The sequence below is a fragment of the uncultured Porticoccus sp. genome (assembly GCF_913061305.1).
Classification (GTDB): Bacteria; Pseudomonadota; Gammaproteobacteria; order Pseudomonadales; family Porticoccaceae; genus Porticoccus.
This window is the reverse complement of the sequence record NZ_CAJXST010000006.1, coordinates 70,050-92,306: the sequence shown is the minus strand read 5'-3', so window position 1 is coordinate 92,306 and position 22,257 is coordinate 70,050. Positions and strand designations below refer to the sequence as shown.

The following is a 22,257-nucleotide window of genomic DNA, read 5'->3' as shown; positions in this document are numbered from 1 at the left end:
TAACAATATGTTACTGTGGGTAAGTTGTTTCTGATCCATTGTGCGTACTGGATAGTTTTGGACAAAAAGTGGACTTAATATGGACTTAATACTGAAGGGGCTTTTGTTATGAAAGCCAAGATTACTGCATCAACACTAGATCGGTCTAACCCTCAACCAAAACCCTATGAGGTTTCCGATAGCGAACTGCCAGGGTTTATTCTGCGTATCCAGCCTAGTGGACGGAAAGTCTATTATTTTTCCTACCGCGATAAGGGGGGGTCCCGTAAACGGATAAAAATCGGTCGTGTCGGTGAGTTAAAGCCGAATGAGGCAAGGCGAAAGGCAAAGACCCTGGCCGGTGATGTGGCCAGCGGCACCGATGTGCAACTTCGCAAGCAAATAATCAAACGGGAAAAACAGCTGCAATCCCGCAAATTACTATCATGGTTCATTGACAACGAATATGCCGACTGGCTAGACGATCACCGCAAGCGAGGCCCTGAAACCATTAAACGCCTAAAACGCCAGTTTCAATTCCTGTTAAACAGGGCGATGGATACCATTAACCCCTTGGAAATTGAACGCTGGCGAAGGCAACGTCTCTCCCAAGGTATCTCGAAGACAACCATCAATCGGGATATCATGGCACTAAGGGGCTGTCTCTCCAAAGCAACGGAATGGAATTTGATCTCTTATAACTCGATTGCCAGTGTGAAAAGCTATTCGGTTGATCGTTTAACACGGGTTCGCTACCTCAGGGATGAGGAAGAAATCGCTCTTCGCCAAGCGTTGGATGCAAGGGAAGAAGATATCCGTAAGGGCAGAGAGCGACATAATGAACATTTATCTCAACGAGGTTATGTCCTTTTTCCGGACTTGAGGAAGGACACCTATGTTGATTTTCTAAAGCCTATGGTTATCCTAACGTTGAACACAGGGATGCGTAAGGGAGAAGTTTTCTCTCTCGAATGGCGAGATATTAACTTCACCTTGAAGCAGCTGACTGTTCGGGCAGAAAAATCAAAAAGTAATAAAACTCGCTATATTCCATTAAACGAAGAGGCACTGAGAGTGCTCTCACAATGGCAGGATCAGGAAAGGCGCGAGCAGTATGTCTTTTCTGGTCGAAGCGGCAAGCCTTTGCGGGACATCAAACGTTCCTGGTATAACGTGTTAGCCAGAGCCCAGATTAAAGATTTTCGGTGGCATGACCTGCGACACCACTTTGCCAGTCGCCTGGTGATGTTGGGTGAAGACTTGAATACCATTCGCGAACTGTTGGGCCATGCAGATTTAAGTGTCACTATACGCTATGCCCACTTGTCTCCAGACCATAAAGCACAAGCGGTAGCCAAATTAACGGCACCCTGGCTGACAGCGAATGTTACAGAGTTAAGAGTGTAGAGATGGAACTTGATACGCCTTACCAGACCATTATCGAAGCGGCCAGGGATTGGCAAAACCCCATTGGGGATGTGATTCAGGCGGCAGGTCATGGTCAATTTCCCTTATTTGTCATGGCTAATGAGTGGAGAGTGAAACAAAGCCCGCCGGACAGCATTGACGGCTGGGTTCAACTCAATTCATCAGATATATCAAAGGCCATTGTCAGTGATCACATTGTTTGTAAAAAGGTGCTTCAGCACGGCCGGAGCTTTGTTTTGGAAGAACCACTGGAAATAATGATGGGTGCTGTCTTTGTTGAACGCGTCAATCCAGAGGCATCAAAAGGGTTTCCAAGTCAAAGTAATAGCTCTGAAAAAACTAAAAAACTGCTCACCGTAAAAGAGTCGGCTGATCACCTTGGTTTGACCAGAAACACCCTGGATAAATACAGAGTGAATGGCACCGGGCCCAAATATCAAAAAGTGGGCTCCCGATCTATCCGTTATACACAAGAGGCACTTGATGCTTGGAGTGACCAGAATTGAGTGAAAAATTTCATCGGTAAATCTCAGGCTGTCAAATTATCACTTCGATTAAGTTATTAAATGGGCTCATGATGTCTTTATTTCCCTTACCGCACAAGCAAGCTAACTCTATCAATTCCGAGATCAAAAGCCAGTGGCTCTTGAATACGTTGTTAGTTTTTAGTGGGGTTTCCTTACAAGTGTGGCCTTAGAAAATCTGACAACACTTCTTTTAAACGCGATATCAGTCCACGTCGACGCCAATCCTCATAACTGAAAAGCTGGCAATGTTCGCAGTTTTCTATGAAGATTTTTCTGTGTGTAGCCGTAAACTCCTCGCTACAAACGTTCAGGATAATCTCATCGTTGAGAGAAAACGACCGGTTATCAAAATTGGCGGAGCCAAGTATTGTCCAATCATTATCGATAATGGTGGTCTTCGCATGCAACATCGTAGGTTGGTAAATGAGTATACGCACGCCTGCACTCAACAGCTTGCCCCAAGAGGCCTTGGAGCTGTACCGCACTATTTGGGAGTCAATATGTGGACCCGGCACCATCACTTCTACCTTGACACCGCGCTCTACGGCAGAAATTATGGCAGAAATCATATCCTGATCTGGCACAAAATACGCGGTAGTGATTTGCACCGAATCGGTTGCTGTGTCGAGAGCATACCGGAACAGTTGATAAATGAGTTCGCTTCCCCCTCGAGGCGAACTACTCAGCACTTGCGCCGCTACTGTGTCTGTAGAGTGTCGAGCTGGTGGTGTATCGTCATCTGGGCATAGTAGAGGCTCTTGAAGCACTTCCGACCAAAGCTCTCGAAAGGCCTCACGAATATTACGCACGATAGGCCCCATGATCCGATAGTGTATGTCGTACCATTCGTCCGGCGATCTCGCGTTCCCCTGCCACTCCTTCGCTATACCTACTCCACCTGTGAACGCTAGCTTTCTGTCAACCACCAGTATTTTGCGATGAGTCCGGTAATTCATTCGGTGGAGCTGCCACCATCGAAGGGGGTTAAAAAAACGAATGCTAACGCCTGCATTGTGCATGTGTTCTATGAGGTCGACATCTATGTCCTTTGCGCCCCACCAATCCAGCAAGACAAAAATTTTGACGCCGCGCTCCCCAGCGTCGATAAGCGCTGTTGCAAATTGCTGTGCTATCTCTCCGGAGGAATAAATGAATGTTTCAAAACAGATTTCTTGCTGTGCTTCAGCAATTGCTTGCAGCATCGACGAAAAGATTTGGTCGCCGTTAATTAATGGCTGTATTCGATGACCTGACAACAGAGGAGGCTTAAATAGTTCATTGAGCCGAAAACCTATTTCGGGCATTGCGTCCGGTATTGAGCTTTTGTGTCGCATGCCGCCTGCAACCTCAATCGATTTAAATAAATGAGTGTCAGTTTTCAATCGAGTATTTTTCTTTGCCTAGTTTCTATCAATTCGCACACCGCAACTAGCTCTTTTTTGTGTTGGAACTACCATCCGAGTTTTCTTTTTATCTAAATGCTCTGTTCCTGGCTACTAAAAAACAGTGCTAAGAGGATCGATCATAGTGGGGTGTGTTAGGAGCTAACGCGCTTTTTGGGTTCGTGTATTTTTCTCGGTATGGTCTTGCCCCGTTACCCTATAAGTAGCCTTAAATAGCATAAAATATGAAAAAGAGATGTATTATTTTTTAAACAGATAGTTTATAAAGCTTCTGTCGGTCGTAACCCTGCGGGTTAAAATCGAAAGTAAAAGTGCTGATTATCAATCCATAATGAGTGCTTGAGAATTGCTTCTCCCCATTAATCAACCAAAACGGAGACTATCAATGAAAATGCATACTCGAAAGCTTCTCGCAATACTTCTACTGAGTTCGTTTGGAATACTAGGTTTGTCTGCTTGTGATGATCAGGGCCCGGCAGAGAAGTTTGGCGAAGAGGTGGATGAAGCAGCCCAAGATGCTGAGCGCTCGATTGAAGATGCTACTGATTGAGCTCCAACTGCTTGTGCGGTTTGCTCTCAACTAGTATGGGAGCGAACTGCACTGCTATAAGTTCCAGCTCTATGTAACAGCCCGTAGAGCCATTTATTGTGGAGAGGTGCAGCGAATATGGATTTTCTAAGAATCATTTTTTCGATCCTCATCCCTCCGCTTGGAGTTTTCCTTCAGGTGGGTATCGGGCTTCAATTTTGGGTGAACATACTCTTGACGATGTTGGGTTATATTCCGGGTGTTCTTCACGCTATTTGGATTATTACAACCCGCTAATGCCTGTCTGTAATCGTTCCTTTTCTGAAATGCCCTAGCTCTCTGCTTAGCAGTGGCTAAGTAATAGGTGGAAGGGCTTCCTTCTCCAGCAGCTCTCTTGGCCTGTTCTATCTGCTCTTCGCTCAAGCCTAATCAATCGCATCAGGTGCGTCGCATGTATGAATGCCCGCTGCCAGAGTATCTGGTATAGACCCAATTCAGATCCGGCTGAAAAAGCGCTGCCTCCGGGATCGACCTGCATTATGTGACTGGATACATGGGTTTGTTTGTGCAACTGAACCACGGTGACGTCACTTTTGATGGTAATTTTCACAATCCAATCATGTAAAAGTTACACATCAGTACATATCTTTTAGTGTCGTTTGTCTTTAATACCGAGTGAACTCTTTCCGATTCGAAGGCGACCGCAAGCATTTGCGGCTAGAGCTACGCTTGGGGATTAGGGTTGGCACAGAACCTGCTTGTAGTAATTTTGAGGCGGCGCTTTACTTGGCCGCCGTTATGGATTTACTGATTAGGAGAATGTCATGAAGACTAAAACGGGTATCGCAGGCTTTACATATAAGGCTCTTGCTCTGGCGGTTGCACTAGGTGCTTCCGGTTATGTTGTGGCGGAAAACAGTTCGGCGAAAACGGAGAAAACGCACTCCACTGAACAGGCGCAGGATACGAATATGCTTGCCGGCGAGTCAAAATACGATATGGACAAGGTTAAGTCTGACGTACGAGAGGCATGGCTGGACGGTAAAGTGGAAACAGCACTTCTTTTAAATCGGCATCTAAACAACTTTACCATTGACTCTGAAGTAGATGGTAACTCCGTAGAGTTAGAAGGTGAGGTAGAGTCCGACATAGACAAGGAACTGGCCGAGCAAATTGCTCTGAGTGTGGATGGTATAGAGCACGTGAACAACGAACTGAAGGTTGTTCCAGAAGGTAAGACTAAAAATGACGGTCATGACAAGAACAATGACCGCTCGTTTTCTCAGCAGGTAGACGACGCCACTCTTACCGCTGAAATCAAGATGGAATTGCTTGCCAACAGCAACACTCAAGGGTTGAAGATAAATGTGGATACTTGGAAAGGTAAGGTCACCCTCAAGGGTACTGTCGCTTCATCCACTGAGAAGGACCTTGCAGAGAAGCTGGTTGGCAATGTCGATGGGGTTGTTGATGTCAAGAACGAGCTGCGTGCAAAGTAGGTAGCAGGCGGGCGGCAGTGTATCTGGCCCGTACCTAGAAGTATATGTGAGGCCCCGTAAGGTGCTTCACAAATGTAGTACTTATTATCAGCAACAAGGAGTCGATTATGAATCAGGATATTGCAGAAGGTAAATGGAATCAGATGAAAGGAAAAATCCAGGCAAAGTGGGGTGATCTCACCGACGACGACTTGGATCGAATCAAGGGCCGGCGCGATGAGTTTGTTGGCTTTATGCAAGAGAAGTACGGCAAAGGTAAGGAGGAGGCAGAGCGCGAGTTCGAAGCATTACGCAACAGCGATTTGTAGTGTTGCGTTAGCAGCTGATAGAGAGGCCGCCGCTAGCCGCCATGGTTGTCGGTCGGCCTCTTCTTTTGGACAGTTGCGACCACCTACATTTTATTAACGTACCATGCATTAAATCACCGCGCCGATGTAGCGCAAATCTTTAAAGCTTTTAGGCTGATGTTCAATTCCACATCCACCTCGATATTGACTAACTTAAACTGACTCCAGGGAATAGCCACGAACTGAGCTGCCACGTATTCGTTAGTTTCAAGTGATAATTTTACATATTCAATACGACCATTCTGTGCATTGAGAATAATGTCATTGATATGCCCAAGTATTTGACCGTCATTACTTTTTACTGGACTGCTGAGTAATTGACTCAGCTCAAGGTTAGCAAGTCTGTGTGGCATGATCCCTCCCATAACTCTCAGGTTTTTTCTGTATTGCATGCACATTCTGAGCCAAAGACCGCTGCTTCTTAGGCAGCCAGCGATCGTAGAACTGCCTTGAGATAAAACGGGAGAAGGGATAAGTGAGCGGAAATACCTTTGTGTAGAAATCACTGCCCGAGAGCAGTGGGGTTACAGGCTATAGTTATGCTGCTCGTAGCGTTTGAGGCGGTTGTAGAGTGTTTTAAGGCTGACCCCGAGCTCTTTGGCGGCTAAGGTTTTATTGCCGTCATGGTTTTCCAGCGTGGCCAGTATGATACGTTTTTCGATATCTTCCAGGGTTTGACCCATTGACAGTCGGATAAAATCTCCTTTCGAGGAGTCGCTCGATACCAGTTCGCCCGGTAAATCGTCCAGCATCACCTCCGAGCCGGCCAACAAAAATGCGCGGGCAACTACGTTGCGCAACTCGCGCACGTTGCCCGGCCAGTGATAAATGCGTAGCACATCGAGCACTTCGTCCGAGAAATGTTTGGCAATATTGTTCGCTTCACACTCCTCGGCCAGAAATGCCTCGGCAAGGAGCACAATGTCATCGCTGCGCTCGCGTAATGACGGTATCTCAAGAGGGAATTGCGCAATGCGATAATACAGATCCTGGCGCAGCACTCCCTGCCCGATCGCCTCGTCGATATTTCTGTTACTGGAGGCAATAATACGAACATTGCTACTCTTGGCTCGCTCCGCCCCAACGGGCTGGAAGGTCTGGTTTTCCAGCACACGCAACAGTTTTACCTGCAAGTCGAGCCGCATCTCGGTCAGTTCGTCCAGAAATAACGTGCCGCCCTCGGCCTGTTCGAAAAAGCCGGCGTGCGCGCTACTGGCTCCGGTAAAAGCGCCTTTAGTGTGCCCGAATAGCTGGCTTTCCGCCAGTTCCGCAGCGATTGCTCCGCAGTTGACCGCTACATAGGGGCACTTATTACGCGAGGAGAGTTCGTGAATCGTGCGGGCCACGAGGTCCTTGCCAGAGCCGCTCTCTCCGACAAGAAATACCGATACATCATTGGGCGCCACTTTGCGTATTATTCTGTATAAACGTTGCATGGGGGGTGATTCGCCCAGCATCAGTCCGCGCCCGCTCTTGTGGGCTTCGTTCTGTTCAAGGGCGTCACAGGTCATCTTCTGCTTGTACCTTGCCAGTGCTTCGCCCAGTTTATCGAGATTGCAGGGATACTCAAAAATATCGCTTGCTCCAACCCGCATACCCTCTGCCGCCTGGACATACGAGGGGCTACTACTCATCAGGAATATCTCGGTGACATCAGCGAGGTTAGACTCGTTTAGAAACGTGAACAGTTTGGCTCTATGTGTGATGCTCTTTCCATCCAGATTAATTAGCAAGACCTCGGGTCGAATCCGAAGAAGAAGATCACGCGCTTCGGCCGAGCTTTGCACCACATCAGTTGAAAAACCATGCGCGCTGAAAATCTCCCGGACTTTTTCGAGACTACCCTCGTTTCTATCGACCAGAAGCGCTTGAAGCATAGGTTATCCCTTAAATCTATTTAATCGGAAGACGCCATCATAGTCTCAAATATATATCCATTGCTGATTTACTTCAGCAGAATTTGCAATGCTTATATAAAACTATAAAAGAGGGTAACAATATTTATCTTGGTGCCACTGAAAAACTGATACACAGTATCTGTTAAAATTTGATTATTTTCTATATCACTTTTCTCTAGTTCTATAGGGGCGATTTTTAATAAATCCTGAGAACTGAAAGATCAGAAATCCGATACTCGATAGCACAATCGCGATTTCGTAGCGCATGTAGGCTACCGACAAACCAATGGCGCCTGTAAGCCATAGACCTGCTGCTGTTGCGGTACCTTCTGCCCGTCTCCTACTCTTGACGATGGACCCACCTCCGATAAAGCCCATACCGGTTATGATGCCGTACATGATTCGTGCTTCGGGCTCAGCCCCCTCGTAGACATCCATGCCGACTAACATGAAGGAGCAGGCTGCAATCGCTACTAAAGGAAATGTTCGCAGCCCAGCCCCGTTGGTCTTGTACTCCCGATTCAGGGCAATCGGCAGCGCAAGTATAAAAGCGATACCTATCGTGTACAGATGATGCCATATCAATTGTATGTCAATGTCCATAGCGCAGGTATCCTTTCAAGTGCGTGTGACTCTATTAAAGATAAATCGAAGTATTTGGGTGAAATGGACGGAAATATTAACCAAATACGATAGATTAGTCAGCGTCTGTCGCTTTGCTCTTCTCCTTCCAGCCTTGTAGCTAGCTTTTGCCACTGCATCTGGTCTTTTACTTCGGTCAATCACAATTGTTGGCATGATTTGTGCTTTTTTTACGGAAGAACGGTAAAGTTGATGCAAAATAAAGGAGATCCATTATGTCAGTTTCTACTTCTCAAAAAAAATCAGGGTTTGAAACCAAAAATCATGCCGGCGATGACGCCAGCACCACGGACCATATGGCCCAGGCAGCGCATGCCACAGTGGACAAAGCGGCAGCCAACCTGGCGCAGGCTGAGCGTGCTTTGCGCGAGGCTCAAATGGCTGCGGGAACCAAGGTCAGCGATATGTCTGAGCAGGCTCGGCAGATGGGCAGCGAGTCTCTTTCCAGTGTCAGGAAATATGTTGACCGATATCCTGTCAGGTCGGTTGGTATAGCCTTCGCGACGGGGTATTTGTTGTCGGTCATACTGAAAAAGTAATCGACCATGGATCAGCAACCTCATAGTTCAGGTACGGCAGGGGTAGAGCAGTCGACTGAGTCAGAGATACACGATCCGACGGCGTCGTTGGATTCAATCAGTGATCTGATCGACGTCGTATGCCGCTTAGCGCGCGATAGTGCCGATCAGATAGAGGCGATTGCTAAATTGGGGCTGATGGAGCTCCAGTTATCAGTTGCATCACTGAAGAAGATGGCTGGTTTGTGGGTAATATTTTGCTTCGGCCTGCTTAGTACCTGGAGCTTAGCAATTGCTACCATCATATTCGCAGGCATTTGGACCGGATTATCGGTACCAGTGGCTTTGCTGTTGTGTTTGATTTTAAATGCAGGAATTACGCTGTGGCTGTTTAAAACCTTGCGAAAAATCGGAAAAGATGTCGGATTTTCCAGGTTAAGTAATTTCCTGGAAGACGCAGGATCAGAAGATGAAACGAGTGGACGCTAAGAAACGTGCGATCGCACACCAGTACTCGCAAATGATAGCGAGACGCCAGCGTATTAAGCACGATTTGTACGAGGTACGGACAGTCGTACGCCACACGGCTTCAAAACCGTCGACTCTTGCGACAGCTGGATTGTGCGGTGCTCTCGTCGGCTATCTGGTCAACACCGAACAATCTGTCAGCAGTAAAGGCAAGCAACAACATGATTGCAGCACTGTAAACACAAGTGTCCTGAGCGCGGTGATACACTTCGCGACGTTAATTTAATCTACACGGGTTTTTCTATGTTGATCCTGAAGAGAGGTATATCCCAGAATCCTGTTGTAGCAGTGTTTCAGGCTAGCAATAGTGAGTCTGTTGATGCGTCGTAATCCCATAAAATCACGGCAGAAGCAAATGCGCTCCGTCGCTAACCTCGCAGCCAATACACGCTCTACTATTATTCCTGAGTGTCAGGGTCTGGGCACAAAGTCCTTAGCCCTGAGCCTACTTGCGGTGCTTGCTATCGTCTATTCTCTATACTTTGCTGCGGATATTCTGCTGCCAATTTCACTGGCAATCTATCTTAACCTGTTGTTGTCGCCGCTCATACGTCGTCTACAGTGCATCGGTATCAAACCAGCAGTATCAGCGTTAGTGCTGGTGATTCTGCTCGTGTGGATCGTAGTCGCCGCGATCAATTTGCTCAATGAGCCGGCGCAGCAGTGGATTAGTCAGGCACCAGAACGACTGCGGGATTTACGTGCGAACTTGGCCAATGTGAAACAGCCTATGGAGAACATTCGGGAATTGTCGAATGAAATGAAGGGCATGGCAGAGCTGGATAAATCTGGTGCAGAGGTTGTTCAGAAAGTTGAAATTGAAGAACCCGACCTGGTGAGTCAATTAGTGGATAGGTTACCGACATCGGTAACCTCAATAGGCATTGTTATATTTTTGACTTTCTTTCTGCTGGCTTCTAGCGGAAGTTTTAGTCGCAAGTTTACACATATGGGTAGGTGTTTCGCCGAGCGACGTCGCATTTTAGTGGTCATATCTGACATAAGGAAGAGTATATCGACATACCTCGTCACCATCACCTGCATTAATACTGTGTTGGGTTTGGTTGTTACGAGCACCATGTATCTTCTCGGTTTTGAAGATCCCTGGTTGTGGGGCATCGTCGCTGGCCTGCTCAACTTTATTCCCTATGTAGGGCCGATGGTTACCATATTAGTCCTTGCATTTGTTGGTATCACTACTTTTCCAGATTCAATAAAGGCCGCTATTAGCCCATTACTTTATCTCTGTTTAAGCACCGTCGAGGGGCAGGTTATTACACCGATGGTCATCGGCCAGCGCCTTGAGCTAAGTCCCGTTGTTGTCTTTCTATTCCTGGTGCTTTGGGGCTGGATCTGGGGCCCTATCGGCATGTTGCTGGCCGTTCCGATTGTTGTGGCTATAAAAATTGTGCTCGAAAATTTACCGAGTGTGTCCGCGCTGGCCCCTTTGCTATCAAAATGAACCACAACGACGATAGATCAGCATCGCAAAGCAGTTCGGTCCAGGAAACGTCGAAGTCGACGTAAAATGCGACTGTTTGTTTGTCTGTGTAAGTTCATAAAAAGCAACGTAGTTGCTGGGGGTTAATTGCTTCCGCTACTCTGTTCTGCGGCGCGGTGCCTACCAAGACAATGAAAGAGCTTAATGGTGAAGTACTCTACCCTCGATGCTACGCGATAAAATTCAAACAGTGGTCGTGGAAAATTGAGATACGTAACGTCCACTCGAACCTGAGAATGTAATTTTACCTACTAGGTTGACCTGTTTCGCCGCAAGCATATCCCGATCCTTGAGATCGAATTAAAAGGGAAGATATGCTGCGGCGTTACCAGTCTAAACACCAATATAGTTCGTGTACGACGAATGCGGTACGCCGTTATTATTCTCGTGCGCTACCGTGGAGGACGGCGGCCGGTAATGAAGAAAATAACGGCCAAGATCAGACCTACCACGAACAAGATCCAAGCAATATTTACCGCAGTCCCCGCTATTCCAGAAAACCCCAAGACGCCCGCGATTAGTGCGATTATTAAAAATGTTACTGCCCAACCTATCATATGTGTTCTCCTTTTTAACGTTATTAACGTTTTTTAACAGTGCTGAACGTAGAATACGATCAGCACTTGAGTTTGTATCAAGCAAGGACTATGCCACTAGAGATGCAGCTAGGTAGTTCGCGCATATTCGTTCTTTTTGCACCGCGCAGAGCAACACCATAGGTAATTTTTTCAAAAAATGGTAAAAATTACCTATGGTGTTGCTCTGCGCAATGAAAAAACGGCTTGCTTGTGACATTGAGTGTTCCTTGTGTTTGCGGTTTCAGATACCAAAGTTGCTTTACGGTTGATTCAAAGACAGATACTGCTAGGCAGGAGCTAAAGCTTCAGCTGCTTTTAAACCACCCGGAGAAGTGGGGTAGCCCCCCATCGGCACACTCTGAAATTATTTCGTTCACATCGATAAAAAGGGTCAAATTTTGTTCACAGAAAAACTGCTGGTCAGTTCCACTATTCTTGTTTAATCTGCCTTAGACCGTCGGCATTGCTACCGCAATTGGGCTGGTTTTGGCGCCTTACTTGCGTTAGCCGAGTTGAATTTACGGTTACACTTGGCGCAGAGATAATCGAGATGACTTCCACGGTTCCAAAAAAACGCATCAGCTTGTTGGTCAGTCGGCTTCGCGAGCGTCTTTGGGTAAAACCATTGACGGTTTGCTTGTTGTCGATTGGCCTCGTTTTTGTTGCAACACTTTTTGATGGACCCCAGTTAAGGCAATTTGTACCAAAGGTCACTTTGGAATCAGTCGAGAAGCTGCTGTCCGTCATGGCCGCCAGTATGTTGGTCATTGCCACATTTTCAGTGGCATCAATGGTTTCAGCCTACGCGGCCGCAAGCAACACGGCAACGCCACGGGCATTTGCGCTGCTCATCGCGGACAATGCATCACAGAACGCCCTTTCGGCTTTTGTTGGCACCTTCATTTTTTCCATCGTCGCACTCACAGCACTTAAGAACGACTACTACCAGACTGGGGGGATTTTCATCCTCTTTGTCATGACAGCGCTTGTATTCAGCATGGTTATTTTTATCTTCGTGCGCTGGGTCGATAGCATCGCCCGCCTTGGGAGGATGGGGTCTACGCTGGACAAGGTGGAGAAGGCAACATACGACGCCTTGAAGCGACGGCGTGATGCTCCAACCCTTCAGGGGGCCGTGGCCCGAGACTACCCAGTGGGGCAGGCGGTGTTCGCGACGAAGATCGGCTACGTACAAGACATCGACATTTCCATGCTCCAAATCTGGGCTGAGAAGGCCGACGGACGGGTGCTCGTTGCGGCGTTGCCGGGCACCCTCGCTACGCCAGATCGACCGTTGGCGTATGTCGTTAGCTCTAGTATCGACCCTGCCACATCTCACTGCAAAGATGTCATCGAGGCGTTCGAGATAGGTACCGATCGCCGGTTCTATAATGACCCAAGATTTGGTTTAGTTGTGTTCGCAGAGATAGCCGGAAAGGCCTTGTCATCCGCAGTCAATGATCCTGGCACTGCGGTTGATGTAATTGGAAGGCTTGTGCGGATATTGCATTTTTGGTCTAAACCGTCATCGGTTCAGTATGAAAATCGACCAATCTACGATCGAGTGGAAGTACCCGAGGTTTCGGTGCGGGATATGTTCGATGACGCGTTTACGGTGATAGCCCGCGACGGCGCTGGTCAAGTTGAGGTTTCAGTTCGGCTACAGAAGGCATTATCTACTCTGGCGTCGACCGGCGATGAGAAAATGCGAGATGCTGCCAATTATCACCGTGGATTGGCGCTGGAGCGCTCCAGAATGGCGCTGACTTTGCCCGAAGACCTGGCTGCAGTCCGCGACGCAGCTGACATTAAGTACACATGACGAGATCGGTGATTACTTATACCGTCTACAATCCGCGGATGCGACGCTAACTCGAGCCCACGTGAAGAACTATAGCTTCGCACGAAGTAGGTTCAAACCAAGGCCCACATATGCCTGCCCTGTAACTTTAACCGTAGCATCCTGACAAACGCGTGCTCGAGGTGGCTGTCCGAAATCAGGGTAGAAGCCAAACTGTGAAAGTCCCAGGAAAAGAAGCTTTTCATGTTTAACAGGTGAACGATAAGCGCTTTGTAGGTGGAGGAGTGGGGGAGCTATGGTTGAATTTATGGTGATATAAAGGTGAAATGTAGGTTTTTGTATGTAGCAGGGAATAAGTAAAAATTAAGGTGTAAATAGGCTGCCTATAAGGGATTAATAAGTAATCAATAAGTGGAAATAAGGGTTTTCCCCAAAACGCTTGCATGAGCGAGTATGTATATGCTTAAAATATTCTGCTATTGATAAGGTGCAAAGCATCGAAAATGGACTTAATTTTGACTTAAGTTGTAACTGTAGAAAGTATGGAAAGGCTAAAACTGGCCTAACTTATTGAAATATATGGTAGCTACGGGTGGACTTGAACCACCGACCCCAGCATTATGAATGCTGTGCTCTAACCAGCTGAGCTACGTAGCCATTGCCTGAATAACGGGCGCGAATTTTCTCGATTTTGCCGGATGTTGTCAAGGTGTATTCTGCCTGTAGTTAGTTGCTGCATCAGGGTAGCTGGCCGGGGTGTCTATGTGGTCATGGCGGTATTTTCAGGTTGCCACTGTGGCTGTTGAGGGTTAATTGTAGCGAACCCGGTAAATGGCCCCGGCGTAGTCATCCGAGATAAAAATGCTGCCGTCCATTCCCTCCTCGATATCCACCGGGCGACCGATCACGTCGTTGTCGGGGCGCAGAAACCCGCTGACAAAATCCTCGTTGGTAATTTTCCCCTGCTGATCCCAGTGCAGGGCGACGACTTTGTAGCCATCGGGTTGGGTACGGTTCCAGGAGCCGTGCAGTGCTACCAGAGCGGTGCGACGGTACCTTTCCGGACGGTCGGGGTGGTTTAAAAAGCTCATGCCGAGTGGTGCGTTGTGGGCTCGAAAGCCGAAGACCGGTGAAATACTGGTGGCGAGCAGGGCGGCTTGATCTTTCGCCGGTTTGTTTTGCCCCAAATCGGGGTCCAGATCGCCAAACCCGTTGATATAGGGCCAGCCGTAAAAACCACCCGCTTTGATCCTGTTCAGTTCACAGGGTGGGAAATCGTCACCAAGCATATCCCGGCCATTGTCCGTGGCGTAGAGGCTGTTATCCCAGGGTGCCCAGTCAAACCCCACACTGTTGCGCAGGCCGGTGGCGTAAATCTGTTCGCCGGAACCGTCCGGTCGGTAGCGCATCATGGCGGCTCGCCGGGGATCGGTTTCCTCGCAGACGTTGCAGCTTGAGCCGACAGTAAGATAAAGCCAGCCATCGGTGCCAAACTGGATCGTTCTGGTCCAGTGGCCGCCAGCATTGGGTAGGTTGGTGATCAGTCGTTGGTAGTCGCCGTTGGTGGATGCCGTTGACCAGTCTATGGCGATACGGCCTACCGCATTGGTTTCGGCGATGTAAAGCCACGAAGTCTTACCGTCATGGAGAATATCGAGTCCGTGTGGGCGATTCAGGCCACCGATTAGCGGGATGTGCTGATCGGCTTTGCCGGTGCCATTTGTATCGGCCAGCAGGTAGACGGTGCCGGTTTTCGGTGAGCTGACTAACAGTTGACCGGCGGGGGTGGTTTTCATAAAACGGGCATTGGGAATGTTGTCGGCAAAAAGCGTGAGTTCAAACCCCTTGGGGGTGACAAGCTGATCGGTAATGGTCTCCAGATCAACAGGACTGCCGGTTCCCGCCAGGGTGTTGACCAGCACCGGGAAGCTGCTGATCTGAAATCCCGGCACATGGCGCGTCAGTGCAACCAGTAGCAGGACCGTCAGCAGAAGACCGAGGATCAGGACCTTCAGTGATTTAGCCATGGCTGCATTATAGGGTTGGACGGCAGTCTGTACAGCAAAACGCCCGCATCAGCGGGCGCAGCAGTTCGGGGTGGGCGAGGCCGAGTGGCGTTGATTCTTCCGGCGGCGCTGGTCTCAGACGTTAAAACGGAAGTGGACGACATCGCCATCGTGGACAACATATTCCTTGCCTTCGAGACGCCATTTGCCGGCATCCTTCGCACCCTGTTCGCCTTTGCCGGCGACAAAATCCTCGTAGGCGATGACTTCGGCGCGGATAAATCCTTTCTCGAAGTCGGTATGGATTCTACCGGCAGCCTGCGGCGCGGTGGCGCCCACCGGGATCGTCCAGGCGCGCACTTCTTTTACCCCGGCGGTAAAGTAGGTTTGCAGTCCCAGCAGTGAATAGCCGGCGCGAATCACCCGATTCAGGCCGGGCTCTTCCATGCCCATCTCCTGCAGGAAGTCGAGTTTTTCATCGTCGCCCAGTTCCGCTATTTCGGATTCCAGTTTATTGCAGATAGGCACAACGACGGCATTCTCTGCGGCGGCTACTGTGTTGACCTGGTCGAGATATGGATTGTTTTCAAATCCGGTTTCATCGACATTGGCGATATACATGGTGGATTTCAGGGTCAGCAGGTTGAGCGAGCGTATTGTTTTCAGTTCGTCGTTACTGAGGGACATTGCCCGCAACGGTTTTGCTTCGTTGAGATGAGGCTGTATTTTTTCCAGCACGGTTTTTATCGCCATGGCCTCCTTGTCCTGACCCTTGGCTGCCTTGGCCACACGCAATAATGCTTTATCCACCGTATCCAGATCGGCGAGCGCCAGCTCGGTATTGATGACTTCAATGTCCGATACCGGATTGATTTTACCCTCGACATGCACCACGTTGTCATCATCAAAACAACGCACCACATGGGCAATGGCATCGGTTTCACGAATGTTGGCGAGAAATTTGTTGCCCAGCCCTTCGCCCTTGGACGCGCCAGCGACCAACCCGGCGATATCGACAAACTCCATGGTGGCGGGAACAATACGCTCCGGTTTGACGATGTCGGCGAGTTTGTCCTGGCGGGGGTCGGGTATGGGCACGATCCCGGTGTTCGGTTCAATCGTGCAGAAAGGGAAGTTTGCTGCGTCAATCCCCGCCTGGGTCAAAGCATTGAAGAGGGTGGATTTGCCCACATTCGGCAGACCGACGATACCGCAGTTAAAACCCATGACTATATAACCTCAATGCCGTTGTTTGTTTAGGGGGTGACGGAGTGCAGCGCTTTCATGGCGCTGTTCCACTGGCCAGCCACCGTGGGCTCAATGGCCTTGATGGCGTTATCAATACTCTGATCTATCAATTGTTGTTCTGATGCCGGTGCCCGCCGCAGCACAAAGTTGACCACTTCACTGGCGTGACCGGGGTGACCTATACCGATGCGGAGGCGTGCAAAATCACGCTGGTTCCCCAGGGAAAGAATCGTGTCTTTGAGGCCGTTGTGTCCGCCATGTCCCCCACCCAGTTTGAATCTTGCGATACCGGGGTTCAGGTCCAGTTCGTCGTGGGCCACCAGAATAGCCTCGGGGCGAATCTGGTAAAACCCGGCCAGGGCTGCAATTGCCTTGCCGCTGCGGTTCATGAAGGTCATGGGGATCAATAGCCAGACCGGCTTGCCATCGATCACGGCTTTGCCGGTGAGGCCAAAATATTTATTGTCAGCTTTTAGGGTGACGCTGTAGTGATTGGCGAGCGCCAGAACGAAATCGGCCCCGGCATTGTGACGGGTTCGATCATACTGGGGGCCGGGATTTCCCAGCCCCACAATAAGCTGAACGGGCGTGTCCAATGTCGGGGCCTGCTAACGAGAACAGTAAGTTCCTGGGATTGCTCCCCCTGAACTTACTCTTCGTCGCCGTTGCTTTCTTCGGTCGTAGTATCAGCTACCTCGTCAGCGAGATCTTCCTCGGTGGCGGCAGACTTGGGCTTGTTGACGGTGAATACGGGTAGGTCATGCTCTTCACCATGACTCAGGGCCACGCTCTCAACGCCGGACGGCAGCTTGATATCAGAGATGTGCAGGATGTCGCCAATTTCAACAGCTGCCACATCCAGCTCGATGAACTCGGGCAGGTCAGCAGGCAAACAGGAAATATCCAGCTCAGTCATGGTGCGGGAGATAATACCGCCACCGGGTTTAACGCCGACACAGGTATCTTCGTTGATAAAGTGAATCGGCACTTTGGTGTGCAGTTTGTGGGTTTTACTCACCCGCAGAAAGTCCACATGCAAGATGACCGGCTTGGATGGATGACGTTGTACATCTTTCAGGATCACCTGCTGGGAACCGCCTTCCAGGTCCAGGGTGATGATGTGAGAGTAAAACGCTTCATTCTCCAGCGCATGTTTCAGTTCGTTGTGGGCGATACTGATGCTTTGTGGTGCTTTTTGACCACCGTAAATGATGGCGGGCACCTGGTTGGCCAGACGACGCAGGCGGCGGCTCGCACCTTTCCCCATGTCCTCACGGGCCATAGCATTCAATTGAAAATCATTGGACATTGCCTTGACTCCTGTTATTACCCCTGCTGATCCGCGACCAGAATCGAGGCGGGGGTATTGAAAATCCCTTGCGGGAGTTAAAAAGCCCGGATGGGCGGTTTTTATCCAGTGCCTGTCAGTCGAACATGGCACTGATGGATTCTTCGTTGCTGACCCGGCGCATGGCTTCTGCCAGCATTTGCCCGAGACTCAGTGAGCGGATATTCGGACAGTTTCTGGCTGCCTCAGAGAGTGGAATGCTATTGGTGACCACCAGGGTATCCAGCTCAGAGTTTTCAATATTGTCGATGGCTTTGCCCGACAACACCGGGTGAGTACAGTAGGCAACCACCTTTTTCGCACCCTGTTCCTTGAGCGCATCGGCGGCCTTGCAAAGTGTGCCCGCCGTATCAACGATATCGTCGATCAGCAGACAGGTGCGTCCTTCGACTTCACCGATAATATTCATGACCTGGGCCTGATTGGCTTCCGGGCGGCGTTTGTCAATAATTGCCAGGTCGGTATTGAGCTGCTTGGCCATCGCCCTGGCCCGAACGACACCGCCAATATCCGGTGAAACCACCGTCAGGTTTTCGTAGTTCTGTCTTTCCACATCGGTCAGTAGCACGGGCAAGCCGTAGACGTTGTCCACCGCGCAATCAAAAAAGCCCTGGATCTGCTCGGCGTGGAGATCCACGGTCATCACTCGGTCAACCCCGGCATTGGTCAGCATGTCTGCTACCACCTTGGCGCTGATCGGCACCCGGATAGAGCGAACCCGGCGGTCCTGCCGTGCGTAGCCAAAGTAGGGCACTACAGCTGTGATACGGGTGGCCGAGGCTCGTCGCAGTGCGTCAATGATGAGTACCAGTTCCATGAGATTTTTATGGGTGGGTGCGCAGGTGGGCTGGACGACGAAGACATCGCGGCCGCGCACGTTATCCCTGATCTCGATGTTGATCTCTCCGTCCGAGAACTGCGAGACCAGGGCCTTGCCCATGTTCAGGCCGAGGTGACGGGTAATTTCGTTTGTCAGCTCCGGGTTGGCATTCCCGGAGAAAACCATCAAGTTAGGCACGGCTTTTTCCTGATCAGTTTCGAAATGTCTCCGGCGGCCCAGAGAAATCCAGAGAAATAATGGCTGGGGTGGGAGGACTCGAACCTCCGAATGACGGGATCAAAACCCGTTGCCTTAGCCACTTGGCGACACCCCAATATTAGTATTTAGACGGTAACTGCTGAAGTAACGGGGATTGGTTGACCCCTTTAGCAACAAAGCCCTGCCATTGATCTGGCAGTTGTTCCAGTACTGACTTTGCAGCGGTATCTGAATCAAAGCAGCCGAACAAGCAGGCGCCGGTTCCCGTCAATCGGGCTTCAGTAAATTGAGCCAGCCATAAGCGGGCCTCTTTTACCTGGGGATAGAGCGATTCCACTACTGCCTGGCAATCGTTTCTACCACCCCGCTCGAGAAAGGCGCGTATTTTGATCGGATGCGTGTTCCTTGTCAAACCCTGATGGGTGAATATTTTTCCTGTTGAAACATGGGCATCCGGCACGATGACCAGGTACCAGGCGGGTGGTAATTCGATGGCCGTGAGTTGTTCGCCAATGCCCTCGGCCCAGGCGCTTTGGCCAAAAACAAACAGGGGAATATCCGCACCGAGTTTTTCTCCCATGGCCATCAGTTGCTGTTTTGATAAAGCCGTCTCCCACAGGGCGTTGAGTCCCGCCAGGGTGGTGGCGGCATTGCTGCTGCCGCCACCGAGCCCACCGCCCATCGGCAGTCGCTTATGCAGGCGGATGCTGGCCCCCTGCCTGCAGCCAGTATGTTCCTGCAGGCAGCGTGCCGCCCGATAAATCAGATTTTCTGTGAGGGGGATACCGGTCTGCTCATCCGTGAGACAAATCCTGCCGCTGTCGTTAAGCTCAAAATCTAGCAGGTCGCTGTAATCGAGCAGTTGAAAGAGGGTTTGCAGGTTGTGGTAACCGTCCTCGCGCCGACCGGTAATATGAAGAAACAGATTCAATTTGGCTGGAGCGGGTAGTGATAGTCTCACGGTGCAGTATCCCCGGGATGCCAGCGCTTGACGATCAGGGTAAAGCTGAACTCCCCGCTGTTGCCCCTGATTCGGTTGGGCAGCACCCACTGCCCAACCTGTTCGTATCGGGTGAACTCCAACTGCCAGCCGGATTGCTGCAGTGCCGCAAGGGTACCCTCTGGGTTGTGGGTCCTGAGTGCTGTTGGTGCATGGGGTGAAGGGATTCCGCGAACCCAGAATTGCAGTTGGTCTACCGGCCACTGCCAGCCGAAAAGTCGTTCCGTCAGCGCTGCCGGGGATGCGGCCGTCAGTGTGTCTTCCCCGGACTGTTGCAGTTCCGCGTGGTTGTCGTCACCGAGAATGCGCGTTGCCCCGCTGCCGAAAGGCCCGTGCAGTTGCACATCGAAGGCGGTACCGGATTGCCGCCAGTTGACCCAGGCGCTGCCGCCGTCGCGACTGTCCCGGTAGCCGAGCTTGCCTTCCAGTAGCCAGATATCAAGTTGCTGCAATTGCTCTGTGTGTTTCTGCCAGTTTGCAATTGAGGCCGGTGGTTGCGGGCTTTGCCACGCACAGGCACCAAGAAACATGATCAGCCACGGGAGAAGCAGTCGCATGTGGCTACCTCTGGTTTTCCTGCAAACGTTCCATGGTCTCGAGGACGGTCGTATTGTCCGGATCTTGGTCGAGGATCATCTGCCAGACAGTGCGGGCCTCTTGCCGGTCACCGGAGACCCAAAGAACCTCGCCCAGATGCGCGGCAATTTCCGGGTCCGGCAATTTTTTCAGCGCCTTGCGAAGATGCACAATGGCTTCTTGGTGATTGCCCATCTGGTAGAGCACCCAGCCGAGACTGTCGGTGGTGGCCGGATCACCCGGGTTTAGCTCCAGAGCGCGGGTGATCAGCTGATAGGCTTCCTCGTAGCGATCGGTATTCACAGTCAATGTATAGCCGAGCGCATTCAGTGCTGTGGCATTATCGGCATCCCTGGCAAGAATGGTCCGGAGATCCTTTTCCGAGCTGGCGAAGTCAGCTTGTTGCTCGCTCAGCATGGAGCGGGTGTAGAGCAGGGCATTATTGTCGGGGTGCTCGTTGACGGCTTCGTTCATCAGGCTGCGGGCTTCATCGAGCGAGCCGTAATCGGCAAGCAGCTCAGCCTCAATCTGAAACAGGGGTGCCGAGTACTGAGGGTGGTTCAGTCGCAATTCGTGCAGGTAGAGCCGGGCATTGTTCAGCTCGTCATGCTTTGCCATGAACTGGCTGAGCCGGACTGCTGCGGGGAGGAACTTTTGGCCACTGCGTACCTGGGCATAATGGAACAGTACCGAATCGATATTTTCTGCCTCTTCCGCCATTTTTCCCAGCTCGAAATGGGCAGCTCCAGCAGTTCCCGGGTGACGGGTCAGGTCGGTAAGTAACTGGCGTGCTTCGTCAGTTTTATCCAGACCCCGACTCACCATCGCCAGAGTGAAAAGCAGTTCGGTATCGCGGGGGTATTTGTCAGCCAGCAGGCGCAGTTGGGCGTGGGCCCCTTCCAGATCGTCCTCTGAAAGCAGCCTGGCGTACTGGAGTCGCAGTTTCATGCTGTCGGGCAGGGTTTGCAGGCTGTCTGTGAGAAACGCTATAGCCTCTTTTTTTCGATCCAGTTGGTGGAGCAATTGTGCCTTGAACATCAGCGCATTTTCTTGCTCAGGTGCCAGTTCCAGCAACTGATCAATGGTATTCAATGCCTGTTGCAGCTCCTCTTGCTGGCTAAACAGCATGGCGCTGGCGAGCAGGAGTGTTTGGTTGTCGGGGAATTGCTCGCGGAGTTTCGAGTATTCGGTCAGCAACGGTACTCGCTGTTCAGGGCTGAGGGCACTGGCGGCCACGGCAATGGACATGACCGGTTCATCATCACCCTCACTCAGTGAAAAAACGGCATGGGTCATGGCTTCGCTGAGTCGTCCACTGCGTGCAAGCGAGAGGGCTGCCAGGCTGCGGGCATCGAGATTTTGGGGTTCAATCTCGCTCCATAACAGTGACATTTCCAGTAATGCCTCGCGATCCTCGGCGTAGGCTGCAACGCTGGTTGCCCTGGCGACAACACCCGGGTCACGGGTGATTCGGGCCTGCTTTAGATACTTTTTCTGCGCAATATCCAGATGATTGCGCATACCAGCCAGTTCTCCTACCAACAGGTCGTAAAAAGTATCGGTGGGGAATGGCCGGGGCGGCGCATCGGCTTTTGCCTCAGCGGTCAGCTGGTCTGGTGTCGTCTCTGCCGGTGGTTGCTTGGGCGCTGAGGCCTGGTGGTCGGTTTGCTCAGACACCTGGTGGGCACAGCCAGTCAGTACCTGGGAGGCCAGTAGCAGGGTCAGTAATAGGTGGCCGGGTATTTTCATAGGGGCTGGCTTCAGCCTGGTGCTCTGTCGGTTTTGATGAGGGACGTACGGGCGTGGTTCAATATGAGCCGCAACCCGCGATGACAGCATTGTATCCAATAACTAGGACAATA

23 protein-coding genes and 2 tRNA genes are annotated in these 22,257 nt (G+C 50.6%); 10 read left to right on the top strand and 15 right to left on the bottom strand.

Annotated features, from left to right (window positions below; all coding sequences use genetic code 11):
• Window positions 1–108: 108 nt before the first annotated feature.
• Together QZ516_RS08800 and QZ516_RS08795 are read left to right on the top strand one after the other, a co-directional pair.
• Complete coding sequence (locus QZ516_RS08800; RefSeq protein WP_297188544.1) at window positions 109–1,386, top strand: site-specific integrase; 1,278 nt, start codon at window positions 109–111, stop codon at window positions 1,384–1,386.
• Between the two features lie 2 nt (window positions 1,387–1,388).
• Entirely contained in the window at window positions 1,389–1,913 is a 525-nt protein-coding gene (locus QZ516_RS08795) for a helix-turn-helix domain-containing protein (RefSeq protein ID WP_297188542.1), read from the top strand.
• Between the two features lie 173 nt (window positions 1,914–2,086).
• Here QZ516_RS08795 and QZ516_RS08790 read toward each other — a convergent pair whose 3' ends face one another.
• Window positions 2,087–3,316 (bottom strand): phospholipase D-like domain-containing protein, encoded by a 1,230-nt coding sequence (locus tag QZ516_RS08790; RefSeq protein WP_297188540.1) that lies wholly within the window; start codon window positions 3,314–3,316, stop codon window positions 2,087–2,089.
• Window positions 3,317–3,722: 406 nt separating this feature from the next.
• Here QZ516_RS08790 and QZ516_RS08785 point away from each other — a divergent pair, with 406 nt between their 5' ends.
• From QZ516_RS08785 to QZ516_RS08770, 4 genes are all read left to right on the top strand, one after another.
• On the top strand, window positions 3,723–3,887 hold the full coding sequence (locus tag QZ516_RS08785; RefSeq protein ID WP_297188538.1) for a hypothetical protein: 165 nt from the start codon (window positions 3,723–3,725) through the stop codon (window positions 3,885–3,887).
• A 117-nt stretch (window positions 3,888–4,004) separates the two neighbouring features.
• Window positions 4,005–4,163 (top strand): YqaE/Pmp3 family membrane protein, encoded by a 159-nt coding sequence (locus QZ516_RS08780; protein ID WP_297188536.1) that lies wholly within the window; start codon window positions 4,005–4,007, stop codon window positions 4,161–4,163.
• A 527-nt stretch (window positions 4,164–4,690) separates the two neighbouring features.
• Complete coding sequence (locus tag QZ516_RS08775) at window positions 4,691–5,365, top strand: BON domain-containing protein (protein WP_297188534.1); 675 nt, start codon at window positions 4,691–4,693, stop codon at window positions 5,363–5,365.
• Between the two features lie 107 nt (window positions 5,366–5,472).
• Window positions 5,473–5,673 carry a CsbD family protein gene (locus tag QZ516_RS08770; RefSeq protein WP_297188532.1) on the top strand — a complete coding sequence of 67 codons (201 nt, stop codon included), beginning with the start codon at window positions 5,473–5,475 and terminating at the stop codon, window positions 5,671–5,673.
• A 113-nt stretch (window positions 5,674–5,786) separates the two neighbouring features.
• On the opposite strand, the gene QZ516_RS08765 is transcribed toward QZ516_RS08770, so the two are convergent.
• From QZ516_RS08765 to QZ516_RS08755, 3 genes are all read right to left on the bottom strand, one after another.
• On the bottom strand, window positions 5,787–6,065 hold the full coding sequence (locus QZ516_RS08765) for a PRC-barrel domain-containing protein (protein ID WP_297188530.1): 279 nt from the start codon (window positions 6,063–6,065) through the stop codon (window positions 5,787–5,789).
• Window positions 6,066–6,236: 171 nt separating this feature from the next.
• Window positions 6,237–7,589, bottom strand: a complete 1,353-nt coding sequence (locus QZ516_RS08760) for a sigma-54 dependent transcriptional regulator (protein WP_297188528.1) — start codon at window positions 7,587–7,589, stop codon at window positions 6,237–6,239.
• Between the two features lie 186 nt (window positions 7,590–7,775).
• Entirely contained in the window at window positions 7,776–8,213 is a 438-nt protein-coding gene (locus QZ516_RS08755; RefSeq protein WP_297188526.1) for an MgtC/SapB family protein, read from the bottom strand.
• Window positions 8,214–8,467: 254 nt separating this feature from the next.
• On the opposite strand from QZ516_RS08755, the gene QZ516_RS08750 reads away from it, so the two are divergent.
• The 3 genes from QZ516_RS08750 to QZ516_RS08740 all read left to right on the top strand — a co-directional run bounded on the left by QZ516_RS08750 (window position 8,468) and on the right by QZ516_RS08740 (window position 10,760).
• Complete coding sequence (locus tag QZ516_RS08750) at window positions 8,468–8,791, top strand: hypothetical protein (protein WP_297188524.1); 324 nt, start codon at window positions 8,468–8,470, stop codon at window positions 8,789–8,791.
• Between the two features lie 6 nt (window positions 8,792–8,797).
• Complete coding sequence (locus QZ516_RS08745) at window positions 8,798–9,259, top strand: hypothetical protein (RefSeq protein WP_297188522.1); 462 nt, start codon at window positions 8,798–8,800, stop codon at window positions 9,257–9,259.
• A gap of 358 nt (window positions 9,260–9,617) precedes the next feature.
• On the top strand, window positions 9,618–10,760 hold the full coding sequence (locus QZ516_RS08740; RefSeq protein ID WP_297188520.1) for an AI-2E family transporter: 1,143 nt from the start codon (window positions 9,618–9,620) through the stop codon (window positions 10,758–10,760).
• A gap of 431 nt (window positions 10,761–11,191) precedes the next feature.
• Here QZ516_RS08740 and QZ516_RS08735 read toward each other — a convergent pair whose 3' ends face one another.
• Complete coding sequence (locus tag QZ516_RS08735) at window positions 11,192–11,356, bottom strand: DUF1328 domain-containing protein (RefSeq protein WP_297188518.1); 165 nt, start codon at window positions 11,354–11,356, stop codon at window positions 11,192–11,194.
• A 571-nt stretch (window positions 11,357–11,927) separates the two neighbouring features.
• On the opposite strand from QZ516_RS08735, the gene QZ516_RS08730 reads away from it, so the two are divergent.
• Window positions 11,928–13,199 carry a DUF2254 domain-containing protein gene (locus QZ516_RS08730; protein WP_297188516.1) on the top strand — a complete coding sequence of 424 codons (1,272 nt, stop codon included), beginning with the start codon at window positions 11,928–11,930 and terminating at the stop codon, window positions 13,197–13,199.
• Window positions 13,200–13,758: 559 nt separating this feature from the next.
• Here QZ516_RS08730 and QZ516_RS08725 read toward each other — a convergent pair.
• The 10 genes from QZ516_RS08725 to QZ516_RS08680 all read right to left on the bottom strand — a co-directional run bounded on the left by QZ516_RS08725 (window position 13,759) and on the right by QZ516_RS08680 (window position 22,144).
• Window positions 13,759–13,835, bottom strand: a tRNA-Met gene (locus QZ516_RS08725).
• 152 nt (window positions 13,836–13,987) lie between these two features.
• Window positions 13,988–15,205, bottom strand: coding sequence for a PQQ-dependent sugar dehydrogenase (locus tag QZ516_RS08720; RefSeq protein WP_297188513.1), 1,218 nt, complete (start codon window positions 15,203–15,205; stop codon window positions 13,988–13,990).
• Between the two features lie 114 nt (window positions 15,206–15,319).
• Window positions 15,320–16,411, bottom strand: coding sequence for a redox-regulated ATPase YchF (gene ychF / locus QZ516_RS08715; RefSeq protein WP_297188512.1), 1,092 nt, complete (start codon window positions 16,409–16,411; stop codon window positions 15,320–15,322).
• Between the two features lie 29 nt (window positions 16,412–16,440).
• The gene (gene pth, locus QZ516_RS08710) at window positions 16,441–17,028 is read right to left on the bottom strand and encodes an aminoacyl-tRNA hydrolase (RefSeq protein WP_297188510.1); all 588 of its coding nucleotides are present in this window, start codon (window positions 17,026–17,028) and stop codon (window positions 16,441–16,443) included.
• A 53-nt stretch (window positions 17,029–17,081) separates the two neighbouring features.
• Complete coding sequence (locus QZ516_RS08705; protein WP_297188508.1) at window positions 17,082–17,741, bottom strand: 50S ribosomal protein L25/general stress protein Ctc; 660 nt, start codon at window positions 17,739–17,741, stop codon at window positions 17,082–17,084.
• A gap of 115 nt (window positions 17,742–17,856) precedes the next feature.
• Window positions 17,857–18,789, bottom strand: a complete 933-nt coding sequence (locus QZ516_RS08700; RefSeq protein WP_297188790.1) for a ribose-phosphate pyrophosphokinase — start codon at window positions 18,787–18,789, stop codon at window positions 17,857–17,859.
• A gap of 69 nt (window positions 18,790–18,858) precedes the next feature.
• Window positions 18,859–18,934 (bottom strand) — tRNA-Gln (locus QZ516_RS08695).
• A 3-nt stretch (window positions 18,935–18,937) separates the two neighbouring features.
• The gene (gene ispE, locus QZ516_RS08690; RefSeq protein WP_297188507.1) at window positions 18,938–19,780 is read right to left on the bottom strand and encodes a 4-(cytidine 5'-diphospho)-2-C-methyl-D-erythritol kinase; all 843 of its coding nucleotides are present in this window, start codon (window positions 19,778–19,780) and stop codon (window positions 18,938–18,940) included.
• Complete coding sequence (gene lolB, locus QZ516_RS08685) at window positions 19,777–20,376, bottom strand: lipoprotein insertase outer membrane protein LolB (protein ID WP_297188506.1); 600 nt, start codon at window positions 20,374–20,376, stop codon at window positions 19,777–19,779. Before lolB ends, ispE begins: the two co-directional genes overlap by 4 nt.
• 4 nt (window positions 20,377–20,380) lie before the next feature.
• Window positions 20,381–22,144 carry a tetratricopeptide repeat protein gene (locus QZ516_RS08680; RefSeq protein ID WP_297188504.1) on the bottom strand — a complete coding sequence of 588 codons (1,764 nt, stop codon included), beginning with the start codon at window positions 22,142–22,144 and terminating at the stop codon, window positions 20,381–20,383.
• Window positions 22,145–22,257: the final 113 nt, after the last annotated feature.

Bases quoted from the DNA above. Each gene is read 5' to 3' on its own strand.
- QZ516_RS08770 (WP_297188532.1), top strand. From the start codon at position 5,473: ATGAATCAGGATATTGCAGAAGGTAAATGGAATCAGATGAAAGGAAAA.
- QZ516_RS08730 (WP_297188516.1), top strand. From the start codon at position 11,928: ATGACTTCCACGGTTCCAAAAAAACGCATCAGCTTGTTGGTCAGTCGG.
- QZ516_RS08765 (WP_297188530.1), bottom strand. From the start codon at position 6,065: ATGCCACACAGACTTGCTAACCTTGAGCTGAGTCAATTACTCAGCAGT.
- QZ516_RS08735 (WP_297188518.1), bottom strand. From the start codon at position 11,356: ATGATAGGTTGGGCAGTAACATTTTTAATAATCGCACTAATCGCGGGC.
- QZ516_RS08740 (WP_297188520.1), top strand. From the start codon at position 9,618: ATGCGTCGTAATCCCATAAAATCACGGCAGAAGCAAATGCGCTCCGTC.
- QZ516_RS08745 (WP_297188522.1), top strand. From the start codon at position 8,798: ATGGATCAGCAACCTCATAGTTCAGGTACGGCAGGGGTAGAGCAGTCG.
- QZ516_RS08785 (WP_297188538.1), top strand. From the start codon at position 3,723: ATGAAAATGCATACTCGAAAGCTTCTCGCAATACTTCTACTGAGTTCG.
- ychF (WP_297188512.1), bottom strand. From the start codon at position 16,411: ATGGGTTTTAACTGCGGTATCGTCGGTCTGCCGAATGTGGGCAAATCC.
- QZ516_RS08750 (WP_297188524.1), top strand. From the start codon at position 8,468: ATGTCAGTTTCTACTTCTCAAAAAAAATCAGGGTTTGAAACCAAAAAT.
- QZ516_RS08720 (WP_297188513.1), bottom strand. From the start codon at position 15,205: ATGGCTAAATCACTGAAGGTCCTGATCCTCGGTCTTCTGCTGACGGTC.
- QZ516_RS08800 (WP_297188544.1), top strand. From the start codon at position 109: ATGAAAGCCAAGATTACTGCATCAACACTAGATCGGTCTAACCCTCAA.
- QZ516_RS08780 (WP_297188536.1), top strand. From the start codon at position 4,005: ATGGATTTTCTAAGAATCATTTTTTCGATCCTCATCCCTCCGCTTGGA.
- QZ516_RS08755 (WP_297188526.1), bottom strand. From the start codon at position 8,213: ATGGACATTGACATACAATTGATATGGCATCATCTGTACACGATAGGT.
- QZ516_RS08680 (WP_297188504.1), bottom strand. From the start codon at position 22,144: ATGAAAATACCCGGCCACCTATTACTGACCCTGCTACTGGCCTCCCAG.
- QZ516_RS08705 (WP_297188508.1), bottom strand. From the start codon at position 17,741: ATGTCCAATGATTTTCAATTGAATGCTATGGCCCGTGAGGACATGGGG.
- QZ516_RS08775 (WP_297188534.1), top strand. From the start codon at position 4,691: ATGAAGACTAAAACGGGTATCGCAGGCTTTACATATAAGGCTCTTGCT.
- lolB (WP_297188506.1), bottom strand. From the start codon at position 20,376: ATGCGACTGCTTCTCCCGTGGCTGATCATGTTTCTTGGTGCCTGTGCG.
- QZ516_RS08795 (WP_297188542.1), top strand. From the start codon at position 1,389: ATGGAACTTGATACGCCTTACCAGACCATTATCGAAGCGGCCAGGGAT.
- QZ516_RS08760 (WP_297188528.1), bottom strand. From the start codon at position 7,589: ATGCTTCAAGCGCTTCTGGTCGATAGAAACGAGGGTAGTCTCGAAAAA.